21 protein-coding genes are annotated in these 24,814 nt (G+C 72.9%); 10 read left to right on the top strand and 11 right to left on the bottom strand.

Features of this window, described 5'->3' with window-relative positions; translation table 11 throughout:
• Nucleotides 1-195: 195 nt before the first annotated feature.
• From ACIP93_RS11545 to ybaK, 3 genes are read left to right on the top strand one after another with little or no spacing between them, the layout of a single operon-like run.
• Entirely contained in the window at nucleotides 196-1,266 is a 1,071-nt protein-coding gene (locus ACIP93_RS11545) for a hypothetical protein (RefSeq protein WP_345223840.1), read from the top strand.
• A gap of 5 nt (nucleotides 1,267-1,271) precedes the next feature.
• Nucleotides 1,272-2,063 carry an LON peptidase substrate-binding domain-containing protein gene (locus tag ACIP93_RS11540; protein ID WP_345223838.1) on the top strand — a complete coding sequence of 264 codons (792 nt, stop codon included), beginning with the start codon at nucleotides 1,272-1,274 and terminating at the stop codon, nucleotides 2,061-2,063.
• Nucleotides 2,064-2,081: 18 nt separating this feature from the next.
• Nucleotides 2,082-2,582 (top strand): Cys-tRNA(Pro) deacylase, encoded by a 501-nt coding sequence (gene ybaK / locus ACIP93_RS11535; protein WP_401757599.1) that lies wholly within the window; start codon nucleotides 2,082-2,084, stop codon nucleotides 2,580-2,582.
• A gap of 189 nt (nucleotides 2,583-2,771) precedes the next feature.
• Here the strand turns inward: ybaK and ACIP93_RS11530 are convergent, their stop codons facing one another.
• The 4 genes from ACIP93_RS11530 to ACIP93_RS11515 all read right to left on the bottom strand — a co-directional run bounded on the left by ACIP93_RS11530 (nucleotide 2,772) and on the right by ACIP93_RS11515 (nucleotide 6,900).
• The gene (locus tag ACIP93_RS11530) at nucleotides 2,772-3,455 is read right to left on the bottom strand and encodes an ABC transporter permease (RefSeq protein WP_345223834.1); all 684 of its coding nucleotides are present in this window, start codon (nucleotides 3,453-3,455) and stop codon (nucleotides 2,772-2,774) included.
• A gap of 78 nt (nucleotides 3,456-3,533) precedes the next feature.
• Nucleotides 3,534-4,376 carry an ABC transporter permease gene (locus ACIP93_RS11525; protein ID WP_401757596.1) on the bottom strand — a complete coding sequence of 281 codons (843 nt, stop codon included), beginning with the start codon at nucleotides 4,374-4,376 and terminating at the stop codon, nucleotides 3,534-3,536.
• Complete coding sequence (locus tag ACIP93_RS11520; RefSeq protein ID WP_401757594.1) at nucleotides 4,373-5,395, bottom strand: ABC transporter ATP-binding protein; 1,023 nt, start codon at nucleotides 5,393-5,395, stop codon at nucleotides 4,373-4,375. The genes ACIP93_RS11525 and ACIP93_RS11520 overlap by 4 nt, the downstream gene beginning before the upstream one ends.
• Before the next feature lie 215 nt (nucleotides 5,396-5,610).
• Entirely contained in the window at nucleotides 5,611-6,900 is a 1,290-nt protein-coding gene (locus ACIP93_RS11515; RefSeq protein ID WP_401757592.1) for an NYN domain-containing protein, read from the bottom strand.
• Between the two features lie 277 nt (nucleotides 6,901-7,177).
• Here ACIP93_RS11515 and ACIP93_RS11510 point away from each other — a divergent pair, with 277 nt between their 5' ends.
• Nucleotides 7,178-7,339, top strand: a complete 162-nt coding sequence (locus tag ACIP93_RS11510) for a hypothetical protein (RefSeq protein WP_345223830.1) — start codon at nucleotides 7,178-7,180, stop codon at nucleotides 7,337-7,339.
• 120 nt (nucleotides 7,340-7,459) lie between these two features.
• Here the strand turns inward: ACIP93_RS11510 and dnaE are convergent, their stop codons facing one another.
• Nucleotides 7,460-10,996, bottom strand: a complete 3,537-nt coding sequence (gene dnaE, locus ACIP93_RS11505; RefSeq protein ID WP_345223828.1) for a DNA polymerase III subunit alpha — start codon at nucleotides 10,994-10,996, stop codon at nucleotides 7,460-7,462.
• A 234-nt stretch (nucleotides 10,997-11,230) separates the two neighbouring features.
• On the opposite strand from dnaE, the gene ACIP93_RS11500 reads away from it, so the two are divergent.
• The 5 genes from ACIP93_RS11500 (at nucleotide 11,231) to ACIP93_RS11480 (ending at nucleotide 17,712) form a co-directional block, all read left to right on the top strand.
• Nucleotides 11,231-12,556 carry a DUF2252 domain-containing protein gene (locus ACIP93_RS11500; protein WP_345223826.1) on the top strand — a complete coding sequence of 442 codons (1,326 nt, stop codon included), beginning with the start codon at nucleotides 11,231-11,233 and terminating at the stop codon, nucleotides 12,554-12,556.
• 44 nt (nucleotides 12,557-12,600) lie between these two features.
• Complete coding sequence (locus tag ACIP93_RS11495; protein WP_401757589.1) at nucleotides 12,601-13,296, top strand: hypothetical protein; 696 nt, start codon at nucleotides 12,601-12,603, stop codon at nucleotides 13,294-13,296.
• Nucleotides 13,297-13,357: 61 nt separating this feature from the next.
• A complete protein-coding gene (locus ACIP93_RS11490; RefSeq protein WP_345223824.1) occupies nucleotides 13,358-14,182 on the top strand; it encodes a thioredoxin domain-containing protein in 825 nt (274 codons plus the stop codon).
• Nucleotides 14,183-14,302: 120 nt separating this feature from the next.
• Nucleotides 14,303-15,970: an alkaline phosphatase D family protein gene (locus tag ACIP93_RS11485; RefSeq protein WP_401757587.1), complete on the top strand. Its 1,668-nt coding sequence runs from the start codon at nucleotides 14,303-14,305 to the stop codon at nucleotides 15,968-15,970.
• A gap of 5 nt (nucleotides 15,971-15,975) precedes the next feature.
• Nucleotides 15,976-17,712 (top strand): serine/threonine-protein kinase, encoded by a 1,737-nt coding sequence (locus ACIP93_RS11480; RefSeq protein WP_401757585.1) that lies wholly within the window; start codon nucleotides 15,976-15,978, stop codon nucleotides 17,710-17,712.
• Nucleotides 17,713-17,719: 7 nt separating this feature from the next.
• On the opposite strand, the gene ACIP93_RS11475 is transcribed toward ACIP93_RS11480, so the two are convergent.
• Entirely contained in the window at nucleotides 17,720-18,298 is a 579-nt protein-coding gene (locus ACIP93_RS11475; RefSeq protein WP_401757583.1) for a dienelactone hydrolase family protein, read from the bottom strand.
• Nucleotides 18,299-18,327: 29 nt separating this feature from the next.
• On the opposite strand from ACIP93_RS11475, the gene ACIP93_RS11470 reads away from it, so the two are divergent.
• Entirely contained in the window at nucleotides 18,328-19,563 is a 1,236-nt protein-coding gene (locus ACIP93_RS11470; protein WP_345223817.1) for a mechanosensitive ion channel domain-containing protein, read from the top strand.
• Between the two features lie 231 nt (nucleotides 19,564-19,794).
• On the opposite strand, the gene ACIP93_RS11465 is transcribed toward ACIP93_RS11470, so the two are convergent.
• From ACIP93_RS11465 to ACIP93_RS11445, 5 genes are all read right to left on the bottom strand, one after another.
• Nucleotides 19,795-21,381: a Na+/H+ antiporter gene (locus tag ACIP93_RS11465; RefSeq protein ID WP_345223812.1), complete on the bottom strand. Its 1,587-nt coding sequence runs from the start codon at nucleotides 21,379-21,381 to the stop codon at nucleotides 19,795-19,797.
• 112 nt (nucleotides 21,382-21,493) lie between these two features.
• Nucleotides 21,494-21,982, bottom strand: a complete 489-nt coding sequence (locus ACIP93_RS11460; protein WP_401757581.1) for a GNAT family N-acetyltransferase — start codon at nucleotides 21,980-21,982, stop codon at nucleotides 21,494-21,496.
• Complete coding sequence (locus tag ACIP93_RS11455) at nucleotides 21,979-22,920, bottom strand: RluA family pseudouridine synthase (protein ID WP_345223807.1); 942 nt, start codon at nucleotides 22,918-22,920, stop codon at nucleotides 21,979-21,981. The genes ACIP93_RS11460 and ACIP93_RS11455 overlap by 4 nt, the downstream gene beginning before the upstream one ends.
• Nucleotides 22,921-22,972: 52 nt before the next feature.
• Nucleotides 22,973-23,557 (bottom strand): signal peptidase II, encoded by a 585-nt coding sequence (gene lspA / locus ACIP93_RS11450; protein ID WP_401757578.1) that lies wholly within the window; start codon nucleotides 23,555-23,557, stop codon nucleotides 22,973-22,975.
• A gap of 162 nt (nucleotides 23,558-23,719) precedes the next feature.
• A complete protein-coding gene (locus tag ACIP93_RS11445) occupies nucleotides 23,720-24,634 on the bottom strand; it encodes a TraR/DksA family transcriptional regulator (RefSeq protein ID WP_401757576.1) in 915 nt (304 codons plus the stop codon).
• Nucleotides 24,635-24,814: the final 180 nt, after the last annotated feature.

The following is a 24,814-nucleotide window of genomic DNA, read 5'->3' as shown; positions in this document are numbered from 1 at the left end:
GTCGGGTGCGCATGGGTACCGGCACGGAGTTTCGAGCCGTTCACCCCGCCTCCCCCGCGCCCCCACACACCCTTCGTCTCCGCTCTCTTTCTTTACCGTCCCTTGACCGAAAACCGTACAACCTTCGCGCCGCTACCAAAGCTTCACAGACCACCCCTGGCACCCCGCTCACCTGCGGTTTTCAATGGTCTGACCATGTCTTTCCTTCGCGCCCTGATGAGCACCGCACGCCGGTCCCGCCGGGACTCCCCGCACGCGGCCGACGGGCCGCCCGCCACGGACGAGGAGCTGCTGCTCGACGCCCCCGACGACCGCATCGCCCCCGCCCTCGTCGCCGCCGCCCAGGGCCGCCACGCACCCGCCGCCGCCCTGCTCGCCGCGACCCGCGAAGGCGCCGAGTGGGAGAACCGCGACCGGTACGCGCTGCGGCTGGCCGCGTTCGCCCGGCACCGCCAGGACTGGCTCACCGACTGGCTGCTCGCCGCCCCCCGGGACCCGGACGCCCTGCTGGTCAAGGCCGAGCTGGAGGTCCGCAGGGCGCTGGAGTCCCCGGCCCCGGCCGACCGGCTGCGCCCGGCGGGCCCGCTCATCGACGCCGCCGCCGCGGGCGCGCCCAGCGACCCGGTGCCCTGGCGCATCGCGCTGGACCACGCACGCGGCACCCAGGCCGACCACGACACCTTCGAGGCGCTGTGGGGGCAGGCGATCCGCCGGTCCTCCCACCACTACGGGTGCCATGTGGCGGCCCTGAAGTACCTGGCCGCACAGGGCTCCACGTACCGCGAATGCTTCGACTTCGCCGAACAGGCCGCCGACGACGCGCTCCCCGGCTCCCTCATCCAGGCGCTCCCCCTGCGGGCCGCCTTCGTGCTCCTGGTGGACCGGGGCACGGGGACCGCGCAGCCCCTCGCGGCGGGGCTGGGCGCCCGCGTCGACAAGGCGGCCGACCTGGCGATCGCCCTGTCCGCCGAGTACGCGCCGGGCGACCCCTGGGCGGCCGAGGTCCGCAACCTCCTCGCCTACGTCCTGGTCCGCCGCGAGCGGTGGGCGGAGGCGGTCGAGCAGTTCCGGCTGATCGGGCCGTACGCCACGTCCTTTCCGTGGGCCCGGCTCACCGGGGACCCGCTCGGCAGGTTCCTCGAACTGCGGGACACGGCGCGCTCGCTGGCGGGGGCCGGTCCGCCGCCGGCGGCGGACCGCACGAGACCCGAGGGGGCCCGGAAGTGGTCTCACGGCCGCAGCAGGTCCGACGGCCATTACGCTTGAGCGCTGTGACCACCGCTCGCCTTCCGCTCTTCCCGCTCAACTCGGTGCTGTTCCCCGGCCTCGTCCTGCCGCTGAACGTGTTCGAGGAGCGTTACCGCGCGATGATGCGCGACCTGCTGAAGTCGTCCCCCGACGCCGAAGGGCCCGGCGGCGCCGGCCAGGACGCCGACGGCGCCGACGACGAGGCGCGCCGTTTCGCGGTCGTGGCGATCCGCGACGGCCGGGAGACCGCCCGCACCGCGACCGGCATGCCCGACGACCCGACCGCCGTGACCGAGCAGGGCCCGGCGGCCGGTTTTGGCGCCGACCCCATCCAGGCCTTCCACCGGGTGGGCTGCATCGCCGACGCGGCGACCATCCGCGAGCGCGAGGACGGCAGCTTCGAGGTGCTCGCCACGGGCACGCGGCGGGTGCGGCTGCTGTCCGTGGACGCGAGCGGCCCGTACCTGGTGGCCGAGCTGGAGGAGCTGGAGGAGGACCCCGGCGACGAGGCGGGCGCCCTCGCCGAGGGGGTGCTGCGGGCGTTCCGGACGTACCAGAAGCGGCTGGCGGGGGCGCGCGAGGCGACCCTGACGACGGCCGCCGACCTGCCCGACGAGCCGTCGGTGGTCTCCTACCTGGTGGCGGCGGCGACCATGCTCGACACGCCGACCCGGCAGCGGCTGCTCCAGGCCCCCGACACGGCGACCCGGCTGCGCGAGGAGCTGACCATCCTGCGCCAGGAGACGGCCCTGATCCGGCACCTGCCGTCGATTCCGGCGGAGGCCCTGACCCGGGCCCCCACCTGCCCCAACTGAGCTGAGGACCTCGTTACGGTGGCGAAGAAGAAGCAGACCGCGCAGGCGGGCGGGACGCCCGCGACGGTGGCCCTGACGGCGGCGGGCACGGCGTACACGGTGCACTCCTACGCGCACGACCCGGCGGCGCCCTCGTACGGCGAGGAGGCCGCCCGGGCGCTCGGCGTCACCCCGGACCGGGTCTTCAAGACGCTGGTGGCGGACGTGGACGGGACACTGACCGTCGCGGTGGTGCCGGTGGCGGGGTCCCTGGACCTCAAGGCGCTGGCCTCGGCCGTCGGCGGCAAGAAGGCCGTCATGGCGGACCCGGCGGCGGCGGAGCGCACCACGGGGTACGTGCGGGGCGGGATCTCGCCGCTCGGCCAGCGCAGGAGGCTGCCCACGGTGCTGGACGCGTCGGCGTCCGCGCACGCCACGATCTGCGTCTCGGCGGGACGCCGGGGGCTGGAGGTCGAACTGGCCCCCGCGGACCTGGCGGCGCTGACCTCGGCGGTCCTCGCACCGATCGGGCGGGCGTAGGCCGGGCGGGTGCGAGGCGGCTGTCCCGGGCGGATGGGAGAGGGCTGGGCCGTTGGATGTGCGGCTGCGTCGTGGCTGTCCCGGGCGGGTGCGAGGCGGCTGAGCCGTTGGATGTGCGGCTGCCTCGTGGCCGGTCGCGCGGTTCCCCGCGCCCCCTAGGGCGTGCCCTTCGGGCGGCCGCCCCCGCCCCTACGCCGACCCGGTGTCCTGCGGCGCCGGCCCCGCCTGGGACGGTGCGCCGTAGTACGCACCCCACTCGAACTCCGGCTCCGGGTCCCGTACCCCCCACACCGCCGTCAGCCCCAAGTGCACCAGCACCGCCGCGAACGGCCACGCCAGCAGCGCCCCCTTCGCCCCCAGCTTCAGCGGCGCGTCGAAGACGGCCCCGGCCCCCGCCGCCTTCGCGTGCGCGACCACGTCCGCCGTCGGCCCGAACCAGCCCCCGGCCATCCACCCCAGCCACGCCCCCATGAGCGCGCCGAGCGCGATGCCCAGGACCACCGGAACCCCGCCCCGGCGGTGGAGGAGAAAGGCGCCGAGCCCGGTGAGCAGCCCCAGCCCCAGCGACAGCAGGACGAAGACGCCGTCCGCGCCCGCCGCCTCCTCGCCCTCGGTGTCCTTGAGGAAGACGGCCTTGTCGGTCGAGATCAGCGGCACCTTCGGCGCCAGCCACGCCCACAGCGCGCCCAGCAGCAGACCCGCCACCGCGGTCACCACCAGCACGACCAGCCCCTTGCGGATGTCCGCGGCCAGTTCGGCGGAGCGCTCGGACGCGTCGTCGGCCGGAGCGTACGGGGCTTCGGTCGCGCCCTCGGGCGTCTGCCAGGGGTCGTGCGGCGAAGGCTGGTGAGGCGGTGTCAGAGGAGCAGTCACCCTGACATCGTGCCAGGCCCCTGCGGGCGGCGCCTCACCGGACGCCCCTCCTGTCCGGCACTCGGGCGTCGGCGCGCGTCAGCGGACGGCGGCCCGCCGGTAGGCCCAGGTCGCCACGGCGAGGGACACCACGCCGACCCCGGCGCAGACCGCCAGGTCGAGGCCGACCGCCGCCCAGTCCGGGTGCGCGTCGAAGGTACGGGCGAAGGCCTCCACCCCGTAGGTGGAGGGCAGCAGGTCCCGCGCCCAGGAGATCACCAGCGGCATCCGCTCCGCCGGGAGCACCCCCAGCAGCAGCGCCGCCGACATCCCCAACTGCCCCAGCAGCGTGGCCAGTTCGGGCTTGGGGGCGAGCAGGCCGAGGACCGCGCCGAGTCCGGCGAGCGCCGCCCCGGCCAGCGGGACGACCGCCGCGAGCACCCAGAGGTGCCCCATCGGCAGGCCGAAGAGCACACAGCCGATGCCCGCCGTGACGAGCGTTCCGGGGGCCGTGAAGGAGGCGTACGCGCCCGCCGCGCCCAGCACCACCGAGGCGGGCGGCACCGGCAGCGTCGCGTAGTGGTCCAGCCCGCCGCTCGCCCGCAACTGGCCGAAGTACTGCGCCAGCAGGTTCAACGCGACGAAGGCGACCACCAGCACGCTCGACCCGGCGACGACCGCCCGCGCCTCCCCGCCCCCGTCCACGACGCCCCGCATCAGGATCATGATCCCGACGGACTGGAACGTCGCCACGAACAGGAGCGGGATGCGCGCCACCCGGGCGCGCGAGAGCTGCGAGCGGTACACGGCAGCGAGGGAGGGCAGGAAGCGCGCGGCGGGCGCGAGGTCCGCGGCGTCCGGCCCGACGTCCGGCCCCGCGTCCGTGCGCGCGGCGGCGGACCCCGTCGTCGTCCCCACTGCCTCGATGGATCCAGCGCTCACGCCTTGACCAGCCCTTCGTTGCGCCCGCCGCCGAGCGCGAGATACACGTCCTCCAGGCTGGGGGTGGCCAGCGTGAAGTCGTCGAGGGCGGCGAACGCCGCGCCTCCGGTGACCGCGGCGACCGCCGCCCGCGCCTCGTCCGGCGCCAGCCGCAGCGTCCAGCGCCGCCCGGACTCCTGCACCGCGGAGCCCAGCTCGCGCAGGGCCGCCACCTCGGGGACCTCCAGCGGGGCCCGCTCGCGCCACACCAGTTCGAGCCTGACCTCGTCGGCGACGTGCGCCTTGAGCCCGGCGGGGGTGTCGCAGGCGATGACCCTGCCGCGTTCCAGCACGGCCACCCGGTCCAGGACGGTCTCGGCCTCGATCACGTTGTGGGTGACCAGCAGGACCGTCGCGCCGCGTTCGGCGCGCCGCCGGTCGACGGCCGACCAGACGGCGCGCCGGGCGACCGGGTCCATCCCGGTCGTCGGCTCGTCGAGGACCAGTACCGGCCGCTCCCCCACCAGTACGGTCGCGAAGCAGGCCAGCCGGCGCTGTCCGCCGGAGAGTTTCTTGAGCGCCTTGCCCGCGAGCGGGGTCAGGGCCAGTTCTTCGAGTACGTCGTCGCGCTCGGCGCGCGCCTGCTTCAGCGACAGCCCCCGCAGCCGGCCGGTCGTCTCCACGGCCAGGGCCACGGTCAGCTCGTCGAGGGCACTGCTCTCCTGGCCGAGGTAGGCCAGCAGCCGGGCGGCGCGCTCGGGGTGGCGCACCAGGTCGTGGCCGAGTACGGAGACGGTGCCCGCGTCGGGGCGCATCAGGCCGGTGAGCTGGCGCACCAGGGTGGTCTTGCCCGCCCCGTTGGGACCGAGCAGGCCGAAGATCTCGCCCCGGCGCACGGCCAGGGAGACGCCGTCGCTGGCCCGCACCTCGGGCACGGCGGGCGCGCCGCGCCGGGCGCGTGCGGCGGCGTACACCTTGACCAGCCCTTCGACCGCGCACACGACGTCCCGGTCCCCCGCGCGGGGCCTGTCGGGGGACACGTCCGGAGACGTTCCCGGGGACCTGTCGTGCGGTGCCGGGGCCGTGCTCGCTGTCTGCGCCGACTCCACTCGCGGCGCGCCGCTGCCCGTACTCACGAGCCACGACCTTACGGGGTCCCCGGCGGCGTCCGCTCCGCCGGGTCCCTCCTGTGGCGTACCGGTCGGGGTGCGTTCGCCCCGGCCGGGCGGCGGCCGGTGGCCGTCGTCCCGGGGGCTCAGTCCGCGACCGTCGCGTGCTCCGCGGCGGCCCGGACGTCGATCTCGCGCCAGAAGCCCGCCCGGATCGCGTACCGGTCGTGCTCGTCGATCTGGTCGTCCTTGTGCGCGAGGAGGCCGAAGCGGGCCGCGTACCGCAGCAGCTCGCCGTCGATGCGGTGCGGGATGCGCGGGTACATGGTGGAGAGCTTCTGGGTGTGGCCGGGCTCCGGGAGGCGTTCCATCCAGCGGCGGGCGAAGACCTGGCCGACCTCGAAGGGGTCGCCGCCGACGGTGGTGATGTCCTCCTCGCGGTCCGCCCAGCGCTGCTCGGCGCTGGTGAGCTGGGCGAGGGTGGGCAGGGACGCCGTCTCGGGGGGCTCGCCGAGCGCGGGACCGGAGCCGGGGCGCTCCACCCATCCCCGGTCGGACGACCAGCGCAGGGTGGCGCTGGTCGCCGGGGGCTGCGCGGCGTGCCCGGGGGGCTGGGCGGGCTGGCTGCCGGGGCCGCGCAGTCCGGCGAGGTCCTTCGGCGTGGGTACGGCACGGCCGCTCGCGGCGGCGGGGGCCTCGGCGGAGCCGTTGCGGGCGGGGGCGCCGTCCCGGGCGGGGGCCTGGGCGTCGCAGGCCCGGGCGTCGGCGCGGGCCTGCGCCTCCGCCTGGGCGGCGAGCGCGGACTCGGGCAGCGGGGCGGAGAGGATCGCGGCGATCTCGGGGCGGGGGGCCGGCGACGGGGCGCACCCGCCGCCGTACTCCTTGGCCCGTACCGCGCGCGTGATCCAGACCCGGTCCAGGACGCGGCGTTCGTCGGCCTCGGCGACGAGGTCCTCGGACTGGTTGTAGTCGCCGTCGGCGGCCTGCACCGCCCACAGGTGGACGGCGACGCCGTGTTCCTTGGCGGACATCAGTCCGGGCAGCAGGTCGCCGTCGCCGGTCACCAGCACGATGTCGGAGCAGGCGCGATTTCTGGCCAGTTCGGTGAGCTCGGCGTGCATGGCCGCGTCGACGCCCTTCTGCGCCCAGCGGCCGTCGCTGCGGGTCAGGGCGCCCAGGCGCACGGTCACCCGCGGCATGACGCGCAGCCGCCGGTGCTCGGGCTGCGGAACGCGGTCGGGCGCGCCGTCGAACCAGTAGATGCGCAGCAGGGGCTGCTGCGTATCGGCCTCGGCGCGTTCGCGCAGGCCCTGGATGAGGGCGGCGTGATCGACGGTGATGCGCGAGCGGGCCGGCTCCCCGGCCAGCAGACTCGCGGCGGCGCCCAGCAAGTAGCCGGCGTCCACCAGGACGACGCAGCGGTCCACGCGTTCCACCCTCTTTCTGGAACCTCGAAAAATGTTCGAAGAACTGGTGAGATCTCGAAAACAAAGGACAAGGACCGGCAGTCTTCGCGGGTTTCACCTGAGTCTGCCCGACCTCGCGGGGCTTAACGGCCGGAACTCGATCATCGGCGTGGCGACGGACGAAGTTACCGGGGAGGTTACTCCCGATGGCTTCGGTTACGTACGGCGATGATCCAAAATGCGAGGTCTGTCCCCTTGTGTGAGTCTGGTCGCGGCCCTGGCACCGACACCTTTCAGGAGGCATTCCATGGCCAAGAACAAGAACTCCCGCAAGCAGCCCACCACTCAGGACAAGGCCGCGCAGCAGTCCGAGAAGAGCAGCTCCTTCGAGGCACAGGCGCAGCCCCCGGCCCAGGGCAGCCCGGCCGACGTGGCCCGCAAGCACCAACGGCGTTTCGGCCACAACTGATCACTTCTGGCATACGAAGAAGGCGCGCCCCCCTCCATGAGGGGGGCGCGCCTTTCCTTGCGGGACGCGGGGAGCCGCGCGGCCGGCCACCACGCACCCGCGGCCGGCCACGCACAGCGCCTATCCGGCCAGGCAGCTCGGGCCGAGCAGGACCTTCAGGTCGCCGAAGAGCGCCGGGTCCGCGGTCACCCGGTGCCGGTCCAGCCGCAGCACGGTCGTCTTGCGCGGGCCCTGGAGCTTGATCCGCACCTCGGTGTTGCCCCGGTGGTGGGACAGGATGTCGCCCAGCTTGCTGATCATCGGCGGGGTGACCTTGACCGTGGGGATGGTCAGGACGACGGGGGCGTTGGCGCCCGCGTTCGACAGGTCCGGGACCTGGAGCTCCATCGCGACCAGCCGGGGCACGTCCTCGCGCTTGTCGAGGCGGCCCTTGACGAAGACCACCGTGTCCTCGACGAGCTGCGTGGAGACCAACTGGTAGGTGGCCGGGAAGAACATGCACTCGATGGAGCCCGCCAGGTCCTCCACCGTGGCGATCGCCCAGGCGTTGCCCTGCTTGGTCATCTTGCGCTGGAGGCCGGAGATGATGCCGCCGACCGTGATGACCGCGCCGTCGGCGTGCTCGCCGCCCATGAGCTGGGCGATGGCCGCGTCCGCCTTGTCGGACAGGACGTGCTCCAGGCCGAACAGCGGGTGGTCGGAGACGTACAGCCCGAGCATCTCGCGCTCCTGCGCGAGCAGGTAGGACTTCTCCCACTCGATGTCGGAGAACTCCACGTCGAGTCCGAAGCCGGGCTCGCTGCTGTCCTCCTCGCCGCCGCCGAAGAGGTCGAACTGGCCCTCGGCCTCCTTCCTCTTCACCTGCACCACGTTGTCGATCATCGGCTCGTGGTGGGCGACGAGGCCCTTGCGGGTGTGCCCCATCTCGTCGAAGGCGCCGGCCTTGATGAGGGACTCGACCGTGCGCTTGTTGCAGACGACGGCCTCGACCTTGTCGAGGAAGTCGGGGAAGGAGCTGTACTTCCCCTTCGCCTTGCGCATCCGGATGATCGAGTCCACGACGTTCTGGCCGACGTTGCGGATGGCGGTGAGGCCGAAGAGGATCACGTCGTCGCCCTGGGCGGCGAAGTTGGACTCCGACTCGTTGACGTTCGGCGGGAGCACCTTGATGCCCATGCGGCGGCACTCGTTGAGGTAGACGGCCGACTTGTCCTTGTCGTCCTTCACCGAGGTGAGCAGGGCCGCCATGTACTCGGCGGGGTAGTTCGCCTTCAGGTAGGCGGTCCAGTAGGTGACCAGGCCGTACGCGGAGGAGTGCGCCTTGTTGAACGCGTAGCCGGCGAACGGCACCAGCACGTCCCACAGCGCCTGGATCGCCTGGTCGCTGTAGCCGTTCTTCTTCGCGCCCTCCTGGAAGAGGACGAAGTTCTTGGCCAGTTCCTCGGGCTTCTTCTTGCCCATCACGCGGCGCAGGATGTCGGCCTCGCCGAGCGAGTACCCGGCGATGATCTGGGCGGCCTTCTGCACCTGCTCCTGGTACACGATGAGGCCGTAGGTGAGGCCCAGCGTCTCCTTCAGGGGCTCTTCGAGCTCCGGATGGATCGGCGTGATCTCCTGGCGGCCGTTCTTGCGCTCCGCGTAGTTGGTGTGCGAGTTCATGCCCATCGGGCCCGGCCGGTACAGGGCCGAGACGGCGGAGATGTCCTCGAAGTTGTCGGGCTGCATCTGGCGCAGCAGGGAGCGCATGGGGCCGCCGTCGAACTGGAAGACGCCGAGCGTGTCGCCGCGGCAGAGCAGTTCGAAGGTCTTCGGGTCGTCCAGCGGGAGGGAGAGCATCTCCAGGTCGATGCCCTTGTTGGCCCGGACCATCTTGACGGCGTCGTCCATGATGGTCAGGTTGCGCAGGCCCAGGAAGTCCATCTTGAGCAGGCCGAGCGACTCGCACTGGGGGTAGTCCCACTGCGTGATGGTGACGCCGTCGGTGTGCCGGGTCCACAGCGGGGCGTGGTCCACGATGGGCTCGCTGGACATGATGACGCCGGCCGCGTGCACGCCCATCTGACGGACCAGGCCCTCGACGCCCTTCGCGGTGTCGATGACCTTCTTGACGTCCGGCTCGTTCTCGTACATCCCCCGGATCTCGCCCGCCTCGCTGTAGCGCGGGTGCTTGGGGTCGGTGATGCCGGAGAGGTCGATGCCCTTGCCGAGGACGTCGGCGGGCATGGCCTTGGTGAGGCGGTCGCCCATCGCGTACGGGTAGCCGAGGACGCGGGCGGAGTCCTTGATGGCGTTCTTCGCCTTGATCTTGCCGTAGGTGCCGATCATGGCGACCTTGTCCGAGCCGTACTTCTCCGTCACGTACCGGATCACCTCGACGCGCCTGCGCTCGTCGAAGTCGATGTCGACGTCGGGCATGGAGATGCGCTCGGGGTTCAGGAAGCGCTCGAAGATCAGGCCGTGCGTGATCGGGTCGAGGTCGGTGATGCCCATGGCGTACGCCACGATCGAACCGGCCGCCGAACCACGGCCCGGGCCCACGGCGATGCCCTGGTTCTTCGCCCACATGATGAAGTCGGCGACGACGAGGAAGTACCCGGGGAAGCCCATCGAGATGATGGTGTCCATCTCGTACTCGGCCTGCTTCTGGCGGTCCTCGGGGACGCCGCCCGGGTAGCGGCGCTCCATGCCGCGGCGCACCTCCTCCTGGAACCAGGTGACCTCGGTGAAGCCCTCCGGGATGTCGAACTTCGGCATCAGGTCGCGCTTCTCGAACATCCCGGTGGTGTCGATCTGCTCGGCGACCAGGAGGGTGTTGCGGCAGCCCTCCTGCCAGGCGTCCGAGGAGTCCACCGCGTACATCTCGTCGGTGGACTTGAGGTAGTAGCCGGTGCCGTCGAAGCGGAAGCGGTCCGGGTCGGAGAGGTTCTTGCCGGTCTGGATGCACAGCAGCGCGTCGTGCGCGGAGGCCTCGTGCGCGTAGGTGTAGTGGGAGTCGTTGGTGACCAGCGGCGGGATGCCGAGTTCCTTGCCGATCTTGACGAGGTCGTCGCGGACCCGGCGCTCGATGTCGATGCCGTGGTCCATCAGCTCCAGGAAGTACCGGTCCTTGCCGAAGATGTCCTGGTAGTCGGAGGCGGCCTGTCTGGCCTCCTCGTACTGGCCGAGCCGCAGCCGGGTCTGGAGCTCGCCGGACGGGCAGCCGGTGGAGGCGATGAGCCCCTCGGACCACTGGGAGATGGTCTCCTTGTCCATGCGCGGCCACTTCTGGAGCCAGCCCTCGGCGTACGCGTCGGAGGACAGCTTGAAGAGGTTGTGCAGCCCGGTGCTGTTCGCCGCCCAGATCGTCTTGTGGGTGTAACCGCCGGAACCGGAGACGTCGTCGCGCTTCTGGTGCGGCTGGCCCCACTTGATCTTCCGCTTGTTGCGCCGGGACTCCGGGGCGACGTACGCCTCGATGCCGATGATGGGCGTGACGCCCGCCTTCTGCGCCGTGTGGAAGAAGTCGTACGCCCCGTGCAGGTTGCCGTGGTCGGACATCGCGATGTGCGTCATGCCCATCTCGTTGCACGCGTCGAACATGTCCTTGAGCCGCGCGGCACCGTCCAGCATCGAGTACTGGGTGTGGACGTGGAGGTGCGTAAAGGGCGGCTTGGTCACGGCGGGGGCCTCCGGCGGCGGGTCGGTGACAGGCGGTGGATGCGAGAGCCGAGTCTACTTCCCCGCACTGACAGGACCGGGGCTCCGCGGCCCGCCGTGCGGCGGTTCGGCAGACCGTCCGATCCGCGGGGCACTCAGCGGTACGGTCGTGCGTTGGACGGGAGGACGGTTGCCCCGGCGCCCGTCCGACCCGTCCCCGCAAGCACGTGAACGCCCGCACCAGGAGGCCCGGCGATGTCGGTTCCGCAGACAGCAGCCACCCAGCGCGGCGAGGAGATCCTCGCCGTGTTCGACACCGCCTTCGGCCAGCTCCTCGCTGCCGACCCGGCGGCCTTCCGGGTCAAGTTCCGCAAGATGGCCGCCTCCGCCTTCGCCTTCTACCGGGGCGCGGCGGGCCTCTTCTACGCCGACCAGGAGCGCGAGCAGCACGCCGGCCCCTACCTGGACGAGCGGACCAGCCGGGTGTGGATCCACGGCGACCTGCACGCGGAGAACTTCGGCACGTACATGGACGCCGAGGGCCGCCTGATCTTCAACGTCAACGACTTCGACGAGGCGTACGTCGGCCCCTTCCTCTGGGACCTCAAGCGCTTCGCCGCCTCGATCGCCCTCATCGGCTACCAGAAGGCGCTCGGTGACGCGCAGATCGGCGACCTGGTCCGGGTGTACGCGGCCGCCTACCGCGAGCGCGTCCACCAGCTCGCCACCGGCGCCAAGAACGACGAGGTGCCGCCGTTCACCCTGGACACGGCCGAGGGCCCGCTGCTGGACGCCCTGCGCGACGCCCGGCGGCTGACCCGGTTCTCGCTCCTCGACTCGATGACGGAGATCCGCGACTTCGAGCGCCGCTTCGCCTCCGGCGGCGGCGCCGTCGACCTGGACGCCGCCACCCGCTACAAGGTGCTGGCCGCCTTCGACGGCTACCTGGAGACGCTCCCGGAGTCCTCGCTGACCCGCCCCGACTCGTACCGCGTGAAGGACGTGGTCGGACGCCGCGGCATCGGCATCGGCTCGGCCGGCCTGCCCTCGTACAACATCCTCCTGGAGGGCAACAGCGACGCCCTGGAGAACGACGTGATCATCTACATGAAGCAGGGCCAGACCCCGGCGGTCTCCCGGCACGTCACCGACTCCGCCGTGCGCGAGTACTTCCAGCACGAGGGCCACCGCACGGTCATCTCGCAGCGCGCCCTCCAGGTGAACGCCGACCCGTGGCTGGGCTGGACCGAGCTGGACGGGCAGGGCCAGCTCGTCGCCGAGGTGTCGCCGTACGCGGTGGACCTGAACTGGTCGGACATCGACGAGCCCGCCGAGATCGCGGCCGTCGTCGCCGACCTGGGCCGGGCGACCGCCACCATGCACTCGGCGGCCGACGACGAGAGTGGGCACTCGCTGGTGCCGTTCTCCACCGAGCGGGCCATCGACGCGGCGATCGCCGCCGACGAGGACGGCTTCGGCGAGCTGCTGGTGGACTTCGCGCACAGCTACGGGGCACGCGCCCGCGCCGACCACCAGATCTTCGTGGACCTGTTCCGCAACGGTCGCATCACGGGTCTCTGATCCTTAGAAGGCCCTTACGAGGGCTCGTGGCAGACTCATTCACGATGGGCATAACCAGGACTCCGCTTCGCATCCTGCGGGCAGCGCTCTTCACGGCGGTCGTCGTGACGCTGTCCGTGGGTTCGCACGTGCTGCTGTCCGGAGTCCCGCTGCCGCCGCTCACGGTCGTCGCCCTCGGCGCGGCCGTGTTCGGCCTCGCGTACGCGCTCGCCGGGCGGGAGCGCGGCTTCGGCCCGATCGCCGCCCTGCTGGTGCCGCTGGAGCTGGCGGCGGACACCCTCTTCACCACCGGGCAGCACGTCTGTTACGGGCCGTCCGGCGGTCCCGTCGCCGGTGCGCTGCGCTCCTTCGGGCTCGACGTGCTGTGCGGCGGCACCCCGGTCGGCGCCCCGTTCGTCCACACCGGCACGAAGGAACGCCTGAGCGTCCTGCTGGCCTCGCCCGACCCCGCGCTGCCCTGGCTGCTGCTCGGGGCGCACCTGGCGGTCGGGCTGCTGGCCGCGCTGTGGCTGCGGCGCGGCGAGGCGGCGCTGGCCGGGCTGCTGCGCACGGCCGGCTGCCTGGCGTTCCGGCCGCTGCTGTTCGCGGTGGCCTCGGTGGCGGGATTCTTCCTCGTACGGGGCCCCGCGCGTCCGGCGGCCCGCCGGGAGGCGGCGGCCGCGCTGCTGCGCACCCGGCACCTCGTGCACTCCGTGGGGCGGCGCGGCCCGCCCGCCGCCGGGTTCTCCCCCGCCGCCTGAGCCGCACCCGGCCCGGCGCACCCCCCACCCGGCACGTCAGTACCCACGGAGTGAAACGATCATGAGTGCACGCAACAACCAGGCGAACAAGGCAGCGGCCCGCGAGCGGCTGAAGGCGGAGCGCGAGCGGCAGGCGAAGAAGGACAGGACCAAGCGCCAGCTCGTGGTCGCCGGGTCGGTCGTGGCCGTCCTCGCGATCGCCGGCGGCGTCGGCTACTTCGTCGTCCAGGCCAACAAGCCGAAGGCCTGGGAGGCCGCCGCGGAGGTGGCCAAGGACGGCTCGGTCACCAAGCCCGCCCACACCACCGGCGCCGACGGCACCACCGTCGTCATCGGCAAGGCCGACGCCAAGAAGACCCTGGAGCTGTACGAGGACCCGCGCTGCCCGAGCTGCGCCGCCTTCGAGCAGGCCAACGGCGAGCAGATCAAGAAGGACGTCGACGCGGGCAAGTACAAGGTCCAGTACGTCGGCGCGACCTTCATCGACAACATGGCCGGCGGCGAGGGCTCCAAGAACGCCACCAGCGCGCTGGGCGCCGCGCTGAACGTGAGCGGCGAGGCCTTCCTGGAGTACAAGGGCAAGCTGTACGCGCAGGCCAACCACCCCGACGAGCGCGACGACAAGTTCGGCGACGACAGCTACCTGATCAAGATCGCCGACCAGGTGCCCGCCCTGAAGGGCAACAAGAAGTTCCAGGACGCGGTCAAGGCCGGCACCTTCGACCCCTGGGCGCTGAAGATGTCGCAGAAGTTCGACGCCAGCGGCATCAAGGGCACGCCGACGTTGAAGATGGACGGCAAGGCCGTCGTCAAGGAGGGCACCGAGGCCGCCCCGATGGCCCCGGCGGACTTCCAGGCGGCGCTGGAGAAGGCCCTGAAGGCCTGACGCTCCGTCATACCGCGCCCGGCGCCTGCCCGACGGGCGGGCAGCGGGTGGGCGACGGGTGGGCGAAACCTTTCTGTTTCGCCCGCCCGAAGGCCTTGCCGATCCGTAATGTGATCGCCCGTGACCAGTCAACTCACTCCTGCCACGGGCGTCTCCTCCGCCTCCGGGTCCCCGTCCCGCCGCACGGCCCTGAAGGCCGCGGCCGCCGCGGCGCTCGCCGCGCCCGCCCTCACCGCGGCGGCCGCCCACGCGGCCCCGGCCGCCCCCGCCTTCCTGCACGGCGTGGCCTCCGGCGACCCGCTGCCCGACGGCGTCCTGCTCTGGACCCGTGTCACGCCCACGCCCGGGGCCACGCCCGGCTCCGGTCTCGGCCCGGACGTCGCGGTGGCCTGGGAGGTCGCGGAGGACCAGGCGTTCGCCCGGGTCGTCGCCCGGGGGACGACGACCGCGAGTGCCGCCGCCGACCACACGGTCAAGGCCGACGTAAGGGGCTTGCGCCAGGCGACCGACTATTACTTCCGCTTCTCCTGCGGCGACGTCCGCTCCCCCGCCGCCCGCACCCGCACCACCCCGGCCACCGAGTCCGCCGTCGCGGGCGTGCGCTTCGGCGTGGTCTCCTGCGCCAACTGGGAGGCGGGCTACTTCTCCGCGTACCGCCACCTCGCGGCCCGCCCGGACCTGGACGCGGTCCTGCACCTCGGCGACTACCTCTACGAGTACGCCACCGGCGCCTACCCGAAGCCGAAGCACGTCGTCCGCCCGCACGTGCCGCGGCACGAGACCGTCACCCTCGCCGACTACCGCCTGCGGCACGGCACGTACAAGACCGACCCCGACCTCCAGGCCCTGCACCACCGGCACCCGGTCGTCGCGATCTGGGACGACCACGAGTTCGCCGACAACGCCTTCCCCGGCGGCGCGACGAACCACACCCCCGGCGCCGAGGGCGACTGGCCGGCCCGGATGGCCGCCGCCAAGCAGGCCTACTTCGAGTGGATGCCGGTACGCGCCTCCACCGCCGGCACCGTCCACCGCCACCTGCGCTGGGGCAGGCTGGCCGACCTGCACCTGCTCGACCTGCGGTCCTTCCGTACCGAACAGGTCTCCGTCGGCAGCGGCAAGGTGGACGACCCGGACCGCACGATCACCGGCCGCGCCCAGTTGGACTGGCTGAAGTCGGGGCTGGCCGCCTCCGACGCCTCCTGGAAGCTGGTCGGCACCTCGGTGATGATCTCGCCGGTGGCCTTCGGCTCGGTGCCCGCGCACCTCCTCGGGCCCATCGCCGAGCTCGTCGGCCTGCCCAAGGAGGGCATCGCCGTCAACACCGACCAGTGGGACGGCTACACGGACGACCGCAAGGAGCTCATCGGCCACCTCAAGGACCGGGGGATCTCCAACACGGTCTTCCTCACCGGCGACATCCACATGGCCTGGGCCAACGACGTGCCGGTGAAGGCCGCCACCTACCCGGCCTCGGGCTCGGCGGGCGTCGAGTTCGTGGTGACCTCGGTGACCTCCGACAACCTGGACGACATGCTGCGTGTCGCCCCGCAGACCCTGTCGCCCGCGGCGGGCACCGCGGTCAGGGCCGCCAACCGCCATGTGAAGTACGTCGACATGGACTCGCACGGCTACGGCGTCCTGGACGTGCGGCCCGAGCACGCGCAGATGGACTACTACGCGGTGTCCGACAAGACCCGCCGGGACGCGAGCAGTTCGTGGCGCAGGTCCTACCGGACCCGTTCGGGAACTCAGGCGGTGGAGAGGGTGCACCAGCCCGTACGCTGAGCCGCATGACTGGGGGCGCGGCGCACGGGGCCGACGGGCCGGGACGGATCGTCGACGGCCGGTTCGAACTGCTGGAACGGCTGGGCAGCGGCGGGATGGGCACCGTGTGGCGGGCCCGTGACCTGGCACTGGAGCGCGAGGTGGCGCTCAAGGAGGTCCGCCCGCCCGATCCGGCCCTGGCCGCCGCCGACCCCACGGCCTCGCGCCACCTGCGGCTGCGGGTGCTGCGCGAGGCGCGGGCGCTGGCCAGGATCAGCCACCCCAACGTGGTGACCATCCATCACATCGTGGACGGCGCGGGGCCCGCGGCCGACGCGGCGGCCGGGGCGGCGCACCCGTGGCTGGTGATGGAGCTGCTGCCGGGCCGCAGCCTCCAGGAGCACCTGGCCCGGGGCCCGCTGGACTTCCGCACGGCGGCCCGGCTGGGCCGCGGCGTCCTGGCCGGGCTGCGCGCCGCGCACGCCGCCGGAATCCACCACCGGGACGTCAAACCGGCGAACGTGATGCTGCGGCCCGACGGCACCGCCGTCCTCACCGACTTCGGCATCGCCGCGCTCGCCGGGGCGTCCCCGCTGACCCTGACCGGCGAGTTCGTCGGCTCGCCCGAGTACATCGCGCCGGAACGGGTGCGGGGCGCCGAGGACGCCGCGTCCGCCGACCTCTGGTCGCTGGGCATGCTGCTGTACGTGGCCGTGGAGGGCCGCAGTCCGATGCGCCGGGACAGCACCCTGGCCACGCTGGCCGCCGTACTGGACGACCCGGTGCCGCCGCCCCGCCTGGCCGGGCCGCTGGGCCCCGTACTGGCCGGGGTGCTGGTGCGGGATCCGGCGGCGCGCCCGGACGGGGCCCGGCTGGACGCGCTGCTGGCCGCGGTCGAGTCGGGCGGCGGGGCCGGGTCGGGTGCCGCCGCCGGGCCGACCCCGACGGTGCTGGACGGGCGCGTGCCGCCGCCTCCGGGAGGAGGGCCGGGTGTGCCGCCGCCTCCCCCGGGCGGCCCGGACACGTACCCGACCGTGCCGAGGGGCGCCGGCCCGGACGCCGCGACCCCGGGGGCGGGCCGGCTGCCGCCCGGGCACACCGGGGAGCCGTCGACGCGGCCCCGGACCACCGGCCGGAACCGGCGCGGGGTGGCGGCGGTCGTCGGCGCGGTCCTCGCGCTGGGGCTGGTGGCGGGCGGAACGTACGTGCTGGCAGGCGGGGAACGGGACCCGGTCGCCCCGGTACTGGGGGCGAGCGGCGCACCGGCCGCCTCGGGCAGCTCCGGCTCCGGCGCGTCCCCCTCGGGCACCTCGGCCGGCTCCGGCGCGTCCGCCGCACTCCCGCCGTCGCCCGCACCGGCGCCCAGCACCTCCGGGACCCCCGCCGAGCCGCCCCCGCCGTCCACGCCCCCGAGCGCGCCGCCCGCCGGGCCGGGCGGCACCTGGGTCGCGCAGTTGCACTCCGAACCCGTCTCGACGGGCCGACGCGGCCTGGACCGCAGCCTGGCGCGGACAAGGGCCCAGGTGCCGGACGCCCGGGTCCTGCTGAGCGACGACTACGCGTCCCTGAACCCGGGTTACCGGGTGATCTACGCGCCGGGCCCCTTCGAGAGCGGCCGGGCGGCCCTCGCGTACTGCGCCCTGCGCGGCCGCACCACCGCGAACAGTTGCGTGGGCCGCTGGATCAGCGACGACCGGGCGGACCGCGGCTACCTCTGCCGGCCCCCCGCGAGCAGCCCGCGGGGCCGCTGCACCCGGGACTGAGCAGTGCCTACAGCGTCGCCAGGAAGCCCACCGCGATCTTCCAGGCCTGCTCGGCTGCGGCCTGGTCGAAGTCGGGCAGCCCGGCGTCCGTGAAGAGGTGCCCGGCCCCGGCGTACCGGTAGATCTCGACGTCCGCCCCGGCCCGCTGCATCTGGAGGTACCAGGCGTTCAGCCAGTCGTCGGACTCGAAGGGGTCGGGGTCGGCGATGTGCAGTTGTACGGGCAGTTCGTCGACGGTCGTGCCCTCCGCGAGGTCCGACGTACCGTGCAGGAGCAGCAGCCCGCGCGCCTTCTCGTCGCCCAGCGCGAGGTTCTGCGCGACCGCGCCGCCCCACGAGAAACCGGCGTACACCAGGCCCTTCTCGGAGTGCGGGGCGGCGGCCTGCACGGCCCGGCGCAGCAGTTCCTCGCGGCCGATCCGGTCCAGGACGGCCTGGCCCTCCTCGACGGTCCCGGCCGTTTGACCTTCGTAGAGGTCGGGCACGTGCACCTGGTGCCCGGAAGCGCGCAACCGTTCGGCGGCGGCGTGCACGGCCGGGCGCAGACCGTAGACGGAGTGGAAAAGAATGATGTCCATTCCGTCCATCCTGCCACCAGCGCCGGAGTCACGAATTCATGGAGAACGCACTGCGTCCGTTGATCGTGCTGGGCGGCTCGGTCGTACTCACCTTGTTCGTCGGCTGGATCGTCGACGTGGTGCTGCGCCGGGCCGACGCCCGACACCACGAGACCCCCCTGTGGGGACTGCTGCGCCGTTGCCGGCCACCCCTGATGGTCGTGCTGCTCACCGCCCTGCTGCGCGGCGCGTACGACCAGACCAAGATCGAGCTCATCGAGGAGCACGAGGCGGGCATAGGCCAGGTCCTGTCCCTCGTCCTCATCGCGGCCACGGCGTGGCTCATCGTGCGGGTCGCGTCCACCGTCGTCGAGTCGTCGTACGCCCGCTACGCCTCCCTCTCCCGGGACGCCGCGCGGGTGCGGCGCGTGCGCACCCAGGTCACCCTCATCATGCGGATCGTGACGGCCGTCGTGGCCGTGGTCGCCGTCGCCGCCATGCTCATGACCTTCCCGAACATGCAGGCCATCGGGAAGTCGGTGCTTGCCTCGGCGGGAATCATCGGAATCGTCGCCGGTGTCGCCGCGCAGTCCACCCTGGGCAACCTCTTCGCGGGTTTCCAGATCGCGTTCGGCGACATGGTGCGGCTCGGCGACACCGTGGTCGTGGACGGCGAGTGGGGCGTGGTCGAGGAGGTCACCCTGACCTTCCTGGCCGTGCGCACCTGGGACGAGCGCCGCATCACCATGCCGGTCTCGTACTTCACCAGCAAGCCCTTCGAGAACTGGTCGCGCGGCGGCGCGCAGATGACCGGCACGGTCTTCTTCCAGCTCGACCACCACGCCCCGGTGGCCGAGATGCGCGACAAGCTCCGCGAGATCCTCAGCTCCACCCCGTCCTGGGACGGCCGCGACTGGAGCCTGGCGGTGACGGGCACCACCCCGAACACCATGGAGATACGGGTGGTGGTCACCGCGAAGGACGCCGACGACATCTGGACGGTGCGCTGCGCGGTCCGCGAGCAGATGATCGGCTGGCTGTGCGCGCACCACCCGTACGCCCTCCCCAAGGTCAGCACCGCGGAGGCGGTCCCGCCCCCGGGCGACCAGTGGCCGTCCCGCGCCTCCTCGAACGGCCGGGCCCCGCGCCCCGAGGAGATCCACACCAACAACGCGGACATCCGCACCGACGACGACGCCCCGGCCCCCGGCGCCCGCGGCGCGGCGGCCCGCCGCACCACGGCGGCCCCGGCCCCCGCCCCCGACCCCGCCCTCCCCCACACAGGCCGCGGCTGACTCCCACAGAGCACCGCTCCGTCGGGCAACGCAGTCCCCCGCCCCCTTGACCGGCCCCACCCCCGCCTCGCCCCCTTGGGCGACGGGGGCACCCCCTGCTCGAACGAAGCCGAGACCTTGGGGGAGGGCGGGCAAGGGGGCGGCCCCTCCCGCTCCCGGCCCACCCCGGAACGCCCCCGCCCGGCCCGGCCGCACACCCGGGCGCCCCCGGCTCCGCCCCCGTACCCCGCCCTACCTCATACTGCGCAGATCCAACTGGTGCAGCACCCGGTCCACCACCTCCGGATCCACCCCCGCCTCGTTCCGCGCCGCCAGCACCTCGTGCCGCGCCGCCGACATCATCTCCCGCTGAATCCGCATCACGGCCTTCAGCCGTTCCGCCCGCGACGCGTACGCCTCCCGCCGCTCCTCATCCACGATGTCCGGGCTGATCCGCGCCCCGATGTCGAACGCCCCGCGCTGCAACCGCTCCGACACCTCCTCCGGCAGCTCCTCGACCTCCTCGATCTCCTTGAGCCGCCGCCGGGCCGCCTTCGCCGCCCGCACCGCGAGCGTGTGCTCCAGCTCCCGCTCGGCGTCGGAGTCCGCCCGCACCCCGAGCTTGCGCACCAGCCACGGCAGGGTCAGCCCCTGGAAGACCAGCGTCGTCATGATCACGCAGAACGCGACGAAGAGGATCTCGTCCCGCGCCGGGAACGGCTCCCCCGACTCCGTCTTCAGCGGAATCGCGAGCACCAGCGCCACCGACGCCACCCCGCGCATCCCCGCCCACCACATGACGACGGTTTCCCGCCAGGACACCGGGATGTCCTCGTCCACGTCCCGCCGCTTGTGCAGCCGCTTCGCCAGCCAGGTCGCCGGCAGCAGCCACAGCAGCCGCACTCCGACCACCACGACCACCACGACCGCGCCCCACCCCAGCATCTCCCCGAACCGCCCGTCGGCGAGCCCGAAGACGCTGTGCAGCTCCAGCCCGATGAGCCCGAAGGCGACGCCCGTCACGAGCGTGTCCACGACCTGCCAGAAGGTCTGCCCGGCCAGCCGTCCCTGCACGTCGTCCGCGTCGACCGCGTGGGACGCGAGGTACAGGGCCGACGTGAGCACCGCCAGCACGCCCGACCCCATGAACTCCTCCGCCAGCACGTAGCTGACGAACGGCACCAGCAGCGTCAGCCCGATCTGCAGGGTCGCGTCCCCCAGCAGCCCCATCAGCTTGTTGCTGGCCCAGCCGAGCCCGCCCCCGACCACCACGGCGACGACGGCCGACAGCACCAGTTCCCCCATCGCTGCGGGCCAGGAGAACGTCCCGCTGACCGCCGCGCCGATCGCCACGTGGTACAGCACGATCGCCGTGACGTCGTTGAACAGCCCCTCCCCCTCCAGGATCGACACGAGCCGCCGGGGCAGCCCCAGGGACCCGGCCACCGCGGTGGCGGCCACGGGGTCCGGCGGCGCCACCAGCGCCCCCAGCGCGACGGCGGCGGCGATCGGCAGCCCCGGCACGACCGCGTGCGCGACGGCCGCCACGGCCGCCGTCGTCACGAACACCAGGGCCACGGCCAGCAGCAGGATGGGCCGGAAGTTGGCGGTGAACTGCCGCCAGGACGTCCGCTGCACGGCGGCGTACAACAGCGGCGGCAGCACCAGCGGAAGGATGTACTCCGGCGGGATGTCCGGATTGGGGACGAACGGGATCAGCGCCAGCACGACGCCCGCCAGCGTCATCAGCACCGGCGCGGGCAGTCCCAGCCGCTCCCCCAGCGGTACGGAGACCACGGCCCCGAGCAGCAGCACGAACAACAGGGCCAGCTGATCCACGGGTACGCCTCCGGAGTGAACGATCAAGACCCCCAGCGTGCCACGAACCCCTCAAACCGGCACAGACGACCCCCGCGCGGCACAGCAGAACCTCCGGCCGGCGCGGGCTCCCCTACGGCAGCGCGCGCCGCATCCCGCGGTGGTCGATCCCCGCGTCCGGGAACACCGGCCCGTAGGCCGTGTACCCCAGCCGTTCGTAGAACCCGAGCGCCTGCGTCTGCGCGTGCAGATCGACCGCGGTCAGCCCGAGCTCCCGCGCCGCCGCCTCGATCCCCCGCACGAGCGCCGCCCCGACCCCGAGCCCCCGGGCGGCCGCACTCACCGCGAGGCGGCCCAGCGAGCCCACCTCGGGGCCCGCGCCGGTCTTCCCGGCCGCGTCCGCCCCGTACAGCAGCCGTCCGGTCCCCAGCGCAGTGCCGTCCCGGCCGACCGCCAGGACGTGCACCGCGGTGGCGTCGTACGCGTCGTACTCCAGCTCCGCGGGCACCTCCTGCTCGACCACGAAGACCTCCTTGCGCACCGCGAAGCACGCCTCCAGGTCCTCGGGCCCCTCGACCACCCGCACCGCGAACGGCACGCGCGGCCCGTCCTGGGAGCTCACTCGCTCTCCGCCCGGATCACATCCAGCGCGTGCTGGAGGTCCGCCGGGTACGCGCTCTCGAACTCGACCCAGTCGCCGCTGCCCGGGTGCGTGAACCCGAGCCGCACGGCGTGCAGCCACTGCCGGGTCAGGCCGAGCCGCTTGGCGATCGTGGGGTCCGCACCGTACGTCGTGTCGCCGACGCAGGGGTGGCGGTGGGCGGACATGTGCACCCGGATCTGGTGGGTGCGCCCCGTCTCCAGCTTGATGTCCAGCAGCGAGGCGGCGCGGAAGGCCTCGATGAGGTCGTAGTGCGTCACCGACGGCTTGCCCTCGGCGACGACGGCCCACTTGTAGTCGTGGTTCGGGTGCCGGCCGATCGGCGCGTCGATCGTCCCGCTCATCGGGTCCGGGTGTCCCTGCACCAGCGCGTGGTAACGCTTGTCCACGGTCCGCTCGCGGAACTGCTGCTTGAGCGAGGTGTACGCGCGCTCCGACTTGGCGACGGCCATCAGCCCCGACGTACCGACGTCGAGCCGGTGCACGATGCCCTGGCGCTCGGCGGCGCCCGAGGTCGAGATCCGGTACCCGGCGGCGGCCAGCCCGCCGATCACGGTCGTACCGGTCCAGCCGGGGCTGGGGTGCGCGGCGACCCCGACCGGCTTCACGATCACGAGCACGTCGTCGTCGTCATGGATGATCTCCATGCCCTCGACGGGCTCGGCGACGATCTGGACGGGGGAGGCGGGGGCGGGCATCTCGACCTCCAGCCAGGCCCCGCCGTGCACGCGCTCGGACTTCCCGACCACCGAGCCGTCGACCTGGACCTTTCCGGCAGCGGCGAGCTCGGCCGCCTTGGTCCGGGAGAACCCGAACATCCGGGAAATGGCGGCGTCGACGCGCTCGCCCTCAAGGCCATCGGGAACGGGCAGGGTGCGGATCTCGGGAATCGTACTCACCCGTCGAGTATGCAGGACCGCACCGGCAAGCCCTTACCGCACGGGCCCCGCCTCAGCTCTTGTGGACGGTCCCGTCCGGGTCCAGGCCCTTGAACGACAGGATCACGATCAGGATCCCGCCGCACACGACGGCGGAGTCGGCCAGATTGAACACCGCGAAGTGCGCGGGCGCGATGAAGTCGACGACCGCCCCCTCCAGGAATCCGGGCGTACGGAAGATCCGGTCGGTGAGATTGCCGAGCGCACCGCCGAGCAGCAGCCCGAGCGCGATGGCCCACGGCGTGCTGTAGAGCTTGCGGGCGAGCCGGGCGATCACCACGATCACCGAGGCCGCGATGACGGTGAAGACGATCGTGTACGCCTCGCCGATGCCGAACGCGGCCCCCGGGTTGCGGATCGCCCGGAACTGCAACAGCTCGCCGATCACGTTGATCGTCCTGCCGCTGGGCTCCAGCTCCGCCACGACGAGGAGCTTGCTGCCGAGGTCGAGCGCGTACGCGATCAGCGCGATGACCAGGAGCATCGGCAGCTTCCGCTTGATCCGGCCGACAACGGTGGCCCCGCCCTCGGCCGACTCCTCGCTCACACCGGCCTCTTCGTCGTCCGGCGTACCGATGATGCGTTCCGCCTCTGCCACGTCAGTCCCTCGCCCTCGTACCCGATTGCCACGAGACTACGGCACAGCCGTACGCCCCCCACTGCCTCGGGACACCGCGGGCCGCCTTCCGCGCTCCCCCGTGCGCCCCCGGGGCGCCGGACGCCCGTCCGAGGGGGTCCGGGCCCGTCCGCGCGCCTCCGCCTAGTACCGGCGCTCCTGCTTCTGCTTGCACTCGACGCACAACGTCGCCCGGGGAAACGCCTGCACCCGCGCCTTGCCGATCGGCTTCCCGCAGTTCTCGCAGACCCCGTACGTCCCCGCGTCCAGCCGGTCGCGGGCCCGTTCCGTCTGCTCCAGCATCTCCCGGGCGTTCGCCGCCAGGGACATCTCGTGCTCACGGGTCATGTTCTTCGTACCGGTGTCCGCGTCGTCGTCCCCCGCGCTGTCCGCCGCGGAGTCGCGCATCAGCCCGCTCAGCGCCTCCTCCGCGGAGACGATCTCGGCCCGCAGCCGCAGGACCTCGCCGTCCAGTTCGGCCCGCGCCTCGGCGATCTCGTCCGGCGTCCAGGGGTCCTCCCCCGGCCGGACGGCCAGTTGCCCCGGCACCACGGCCGTCGTGGCGCGGGCCTGCGGCACCGCCTTGATGCCGGCCGTCGCCGCTGAGCCCGGGCTCTTCTTCGCTACCACCGTCTCGGCTCCTGTCTGTGCGGCCTGCGCCGCCCCCTCGGCCGCGGACGCGGCCTGCTTCCCGGAGACCGCGGCCAGCTCCGCGGTCTCCGGCCCGTCGGCGGCGGCCGGGCCGGCCGCCGCCTTCTTCCCGGCCGCTTTCCTCGCCGCCGTCTTCGTCACCGCGCTCTTCTTCGCCGTGCTCTGCTTCACCGCACTCTTCTTCGCCGTGCCCTTCTTCGGCGCCGCCTCCTTGGCGGGCGCCTCCTCAGCGCCGGGCTCCCCGGCGGCAGCCACCTCGGCCGCGGCCTCCTTCGCCGCCGCCTTCTTCACCGCCGCCTTCTTCGCCGCCGCCTTCTTCACCGGTGCCGAGGCCTTCTTGGCAGCCGCCTTCTGGGCCGGAGCCTTCTTCGCGGCACTCTCGGCACCCCGGGTCTTGTCAGCCACCATGGCCGCGGCCCCTTCACATTTTGTGATCTTGCACGCGCATCGTGCTGGGACGATAAATCGACCCCAACGCCGCGGCAACGGGGCACGCCGCCGATTTCGCCCTCCCCCCACCGCTCCCCGACGAACCTGCAACCGTTGTGCCCAGCTCTCCGCCGGGTAATCGCCCCTGGGAACCGGCCC

Origin of the sequence: Streptomyces sp. NPDC088745 (assembly GCF_044751045.1) — a bacterium.
GTDB lineage: Bacteria > Actinomycetota > Actinomycetes > Streptomycetales > Streptomycetaceae > Streptomyces > Streptomyces cremeus.
This window is presented reverse-complemented; position numbering and strand designations above follow the sequence as displayed.

Excerpts from the sequence above, each read along its gene's own strand:
- ACIP93_RS11500 (WP_345223826.1), top strand. The coding sequence starts at position 11,231 with ATGTCGGTTCCGCAGACAGCAGCCACCCAGCGCGGCGAGGAGATCCTC.
- ACIP93_RS11470 (WP_345223817.1), top strand. The coding sequence starts at position 18,328 with ATGGAGAACGCACTGCGTCCGTTGATCGTGCTGGGCGGCTCGGTCGTA.
- ACIP93_RS11495 (WP_401757589.1), top strand. The coding sequence starts at position 12,601 with ATGGGCATAACCAGGACTCCGCTTCGCATCCTGCGGGCAGCGCTCTTC.
- ACIP93_RS11545 (WP_345223840.1), top strand. The coding sequence starts at position 196 with ATGTCTTTCCTTCGCGCCCTGATGAGCACCGCACGCCGGTCCCGCCGG.
- ACIP93_RS11490 (WP_345223824.1), top strand. The coding sequence starts at position 13,358 with ATGAGTGCACGCAACAACCAGGCGAACAAGGCAGCGGCCCGCGAGCGG.
- ACIP93_RS11480 (WP_401757585.1), top strand. The coding sequence starts at position 15,976 with ATGACTGGGGGCGCGGCGCACGGGGCCGACGGGCCGGGACGGATCGTC.
- ACIP93_RS11475 (WP_401757583.1), bottom strand. The coding sequence starts at position 18,298 with ATGGACGGAATGGACATCATTCTTTTCCACTCCGTCTACGGTCTGCGC.
- ACIP93_RS11445 (WP_401757576.1), bottom strand. The coding sequence starts at position 24,634 with ATGGTGGCTGACAAGACCCGGGGTGCCGAGAGTGCCGCGAAGAAGGCT.
- ACIP93_RS11510 (WP_345223830.1), top strand. The coding sequence starts at position 7,178 with ATGGCCAAGAACAAGAACTCCCGCAAGCAGCCCACCACTCAGGACAAG.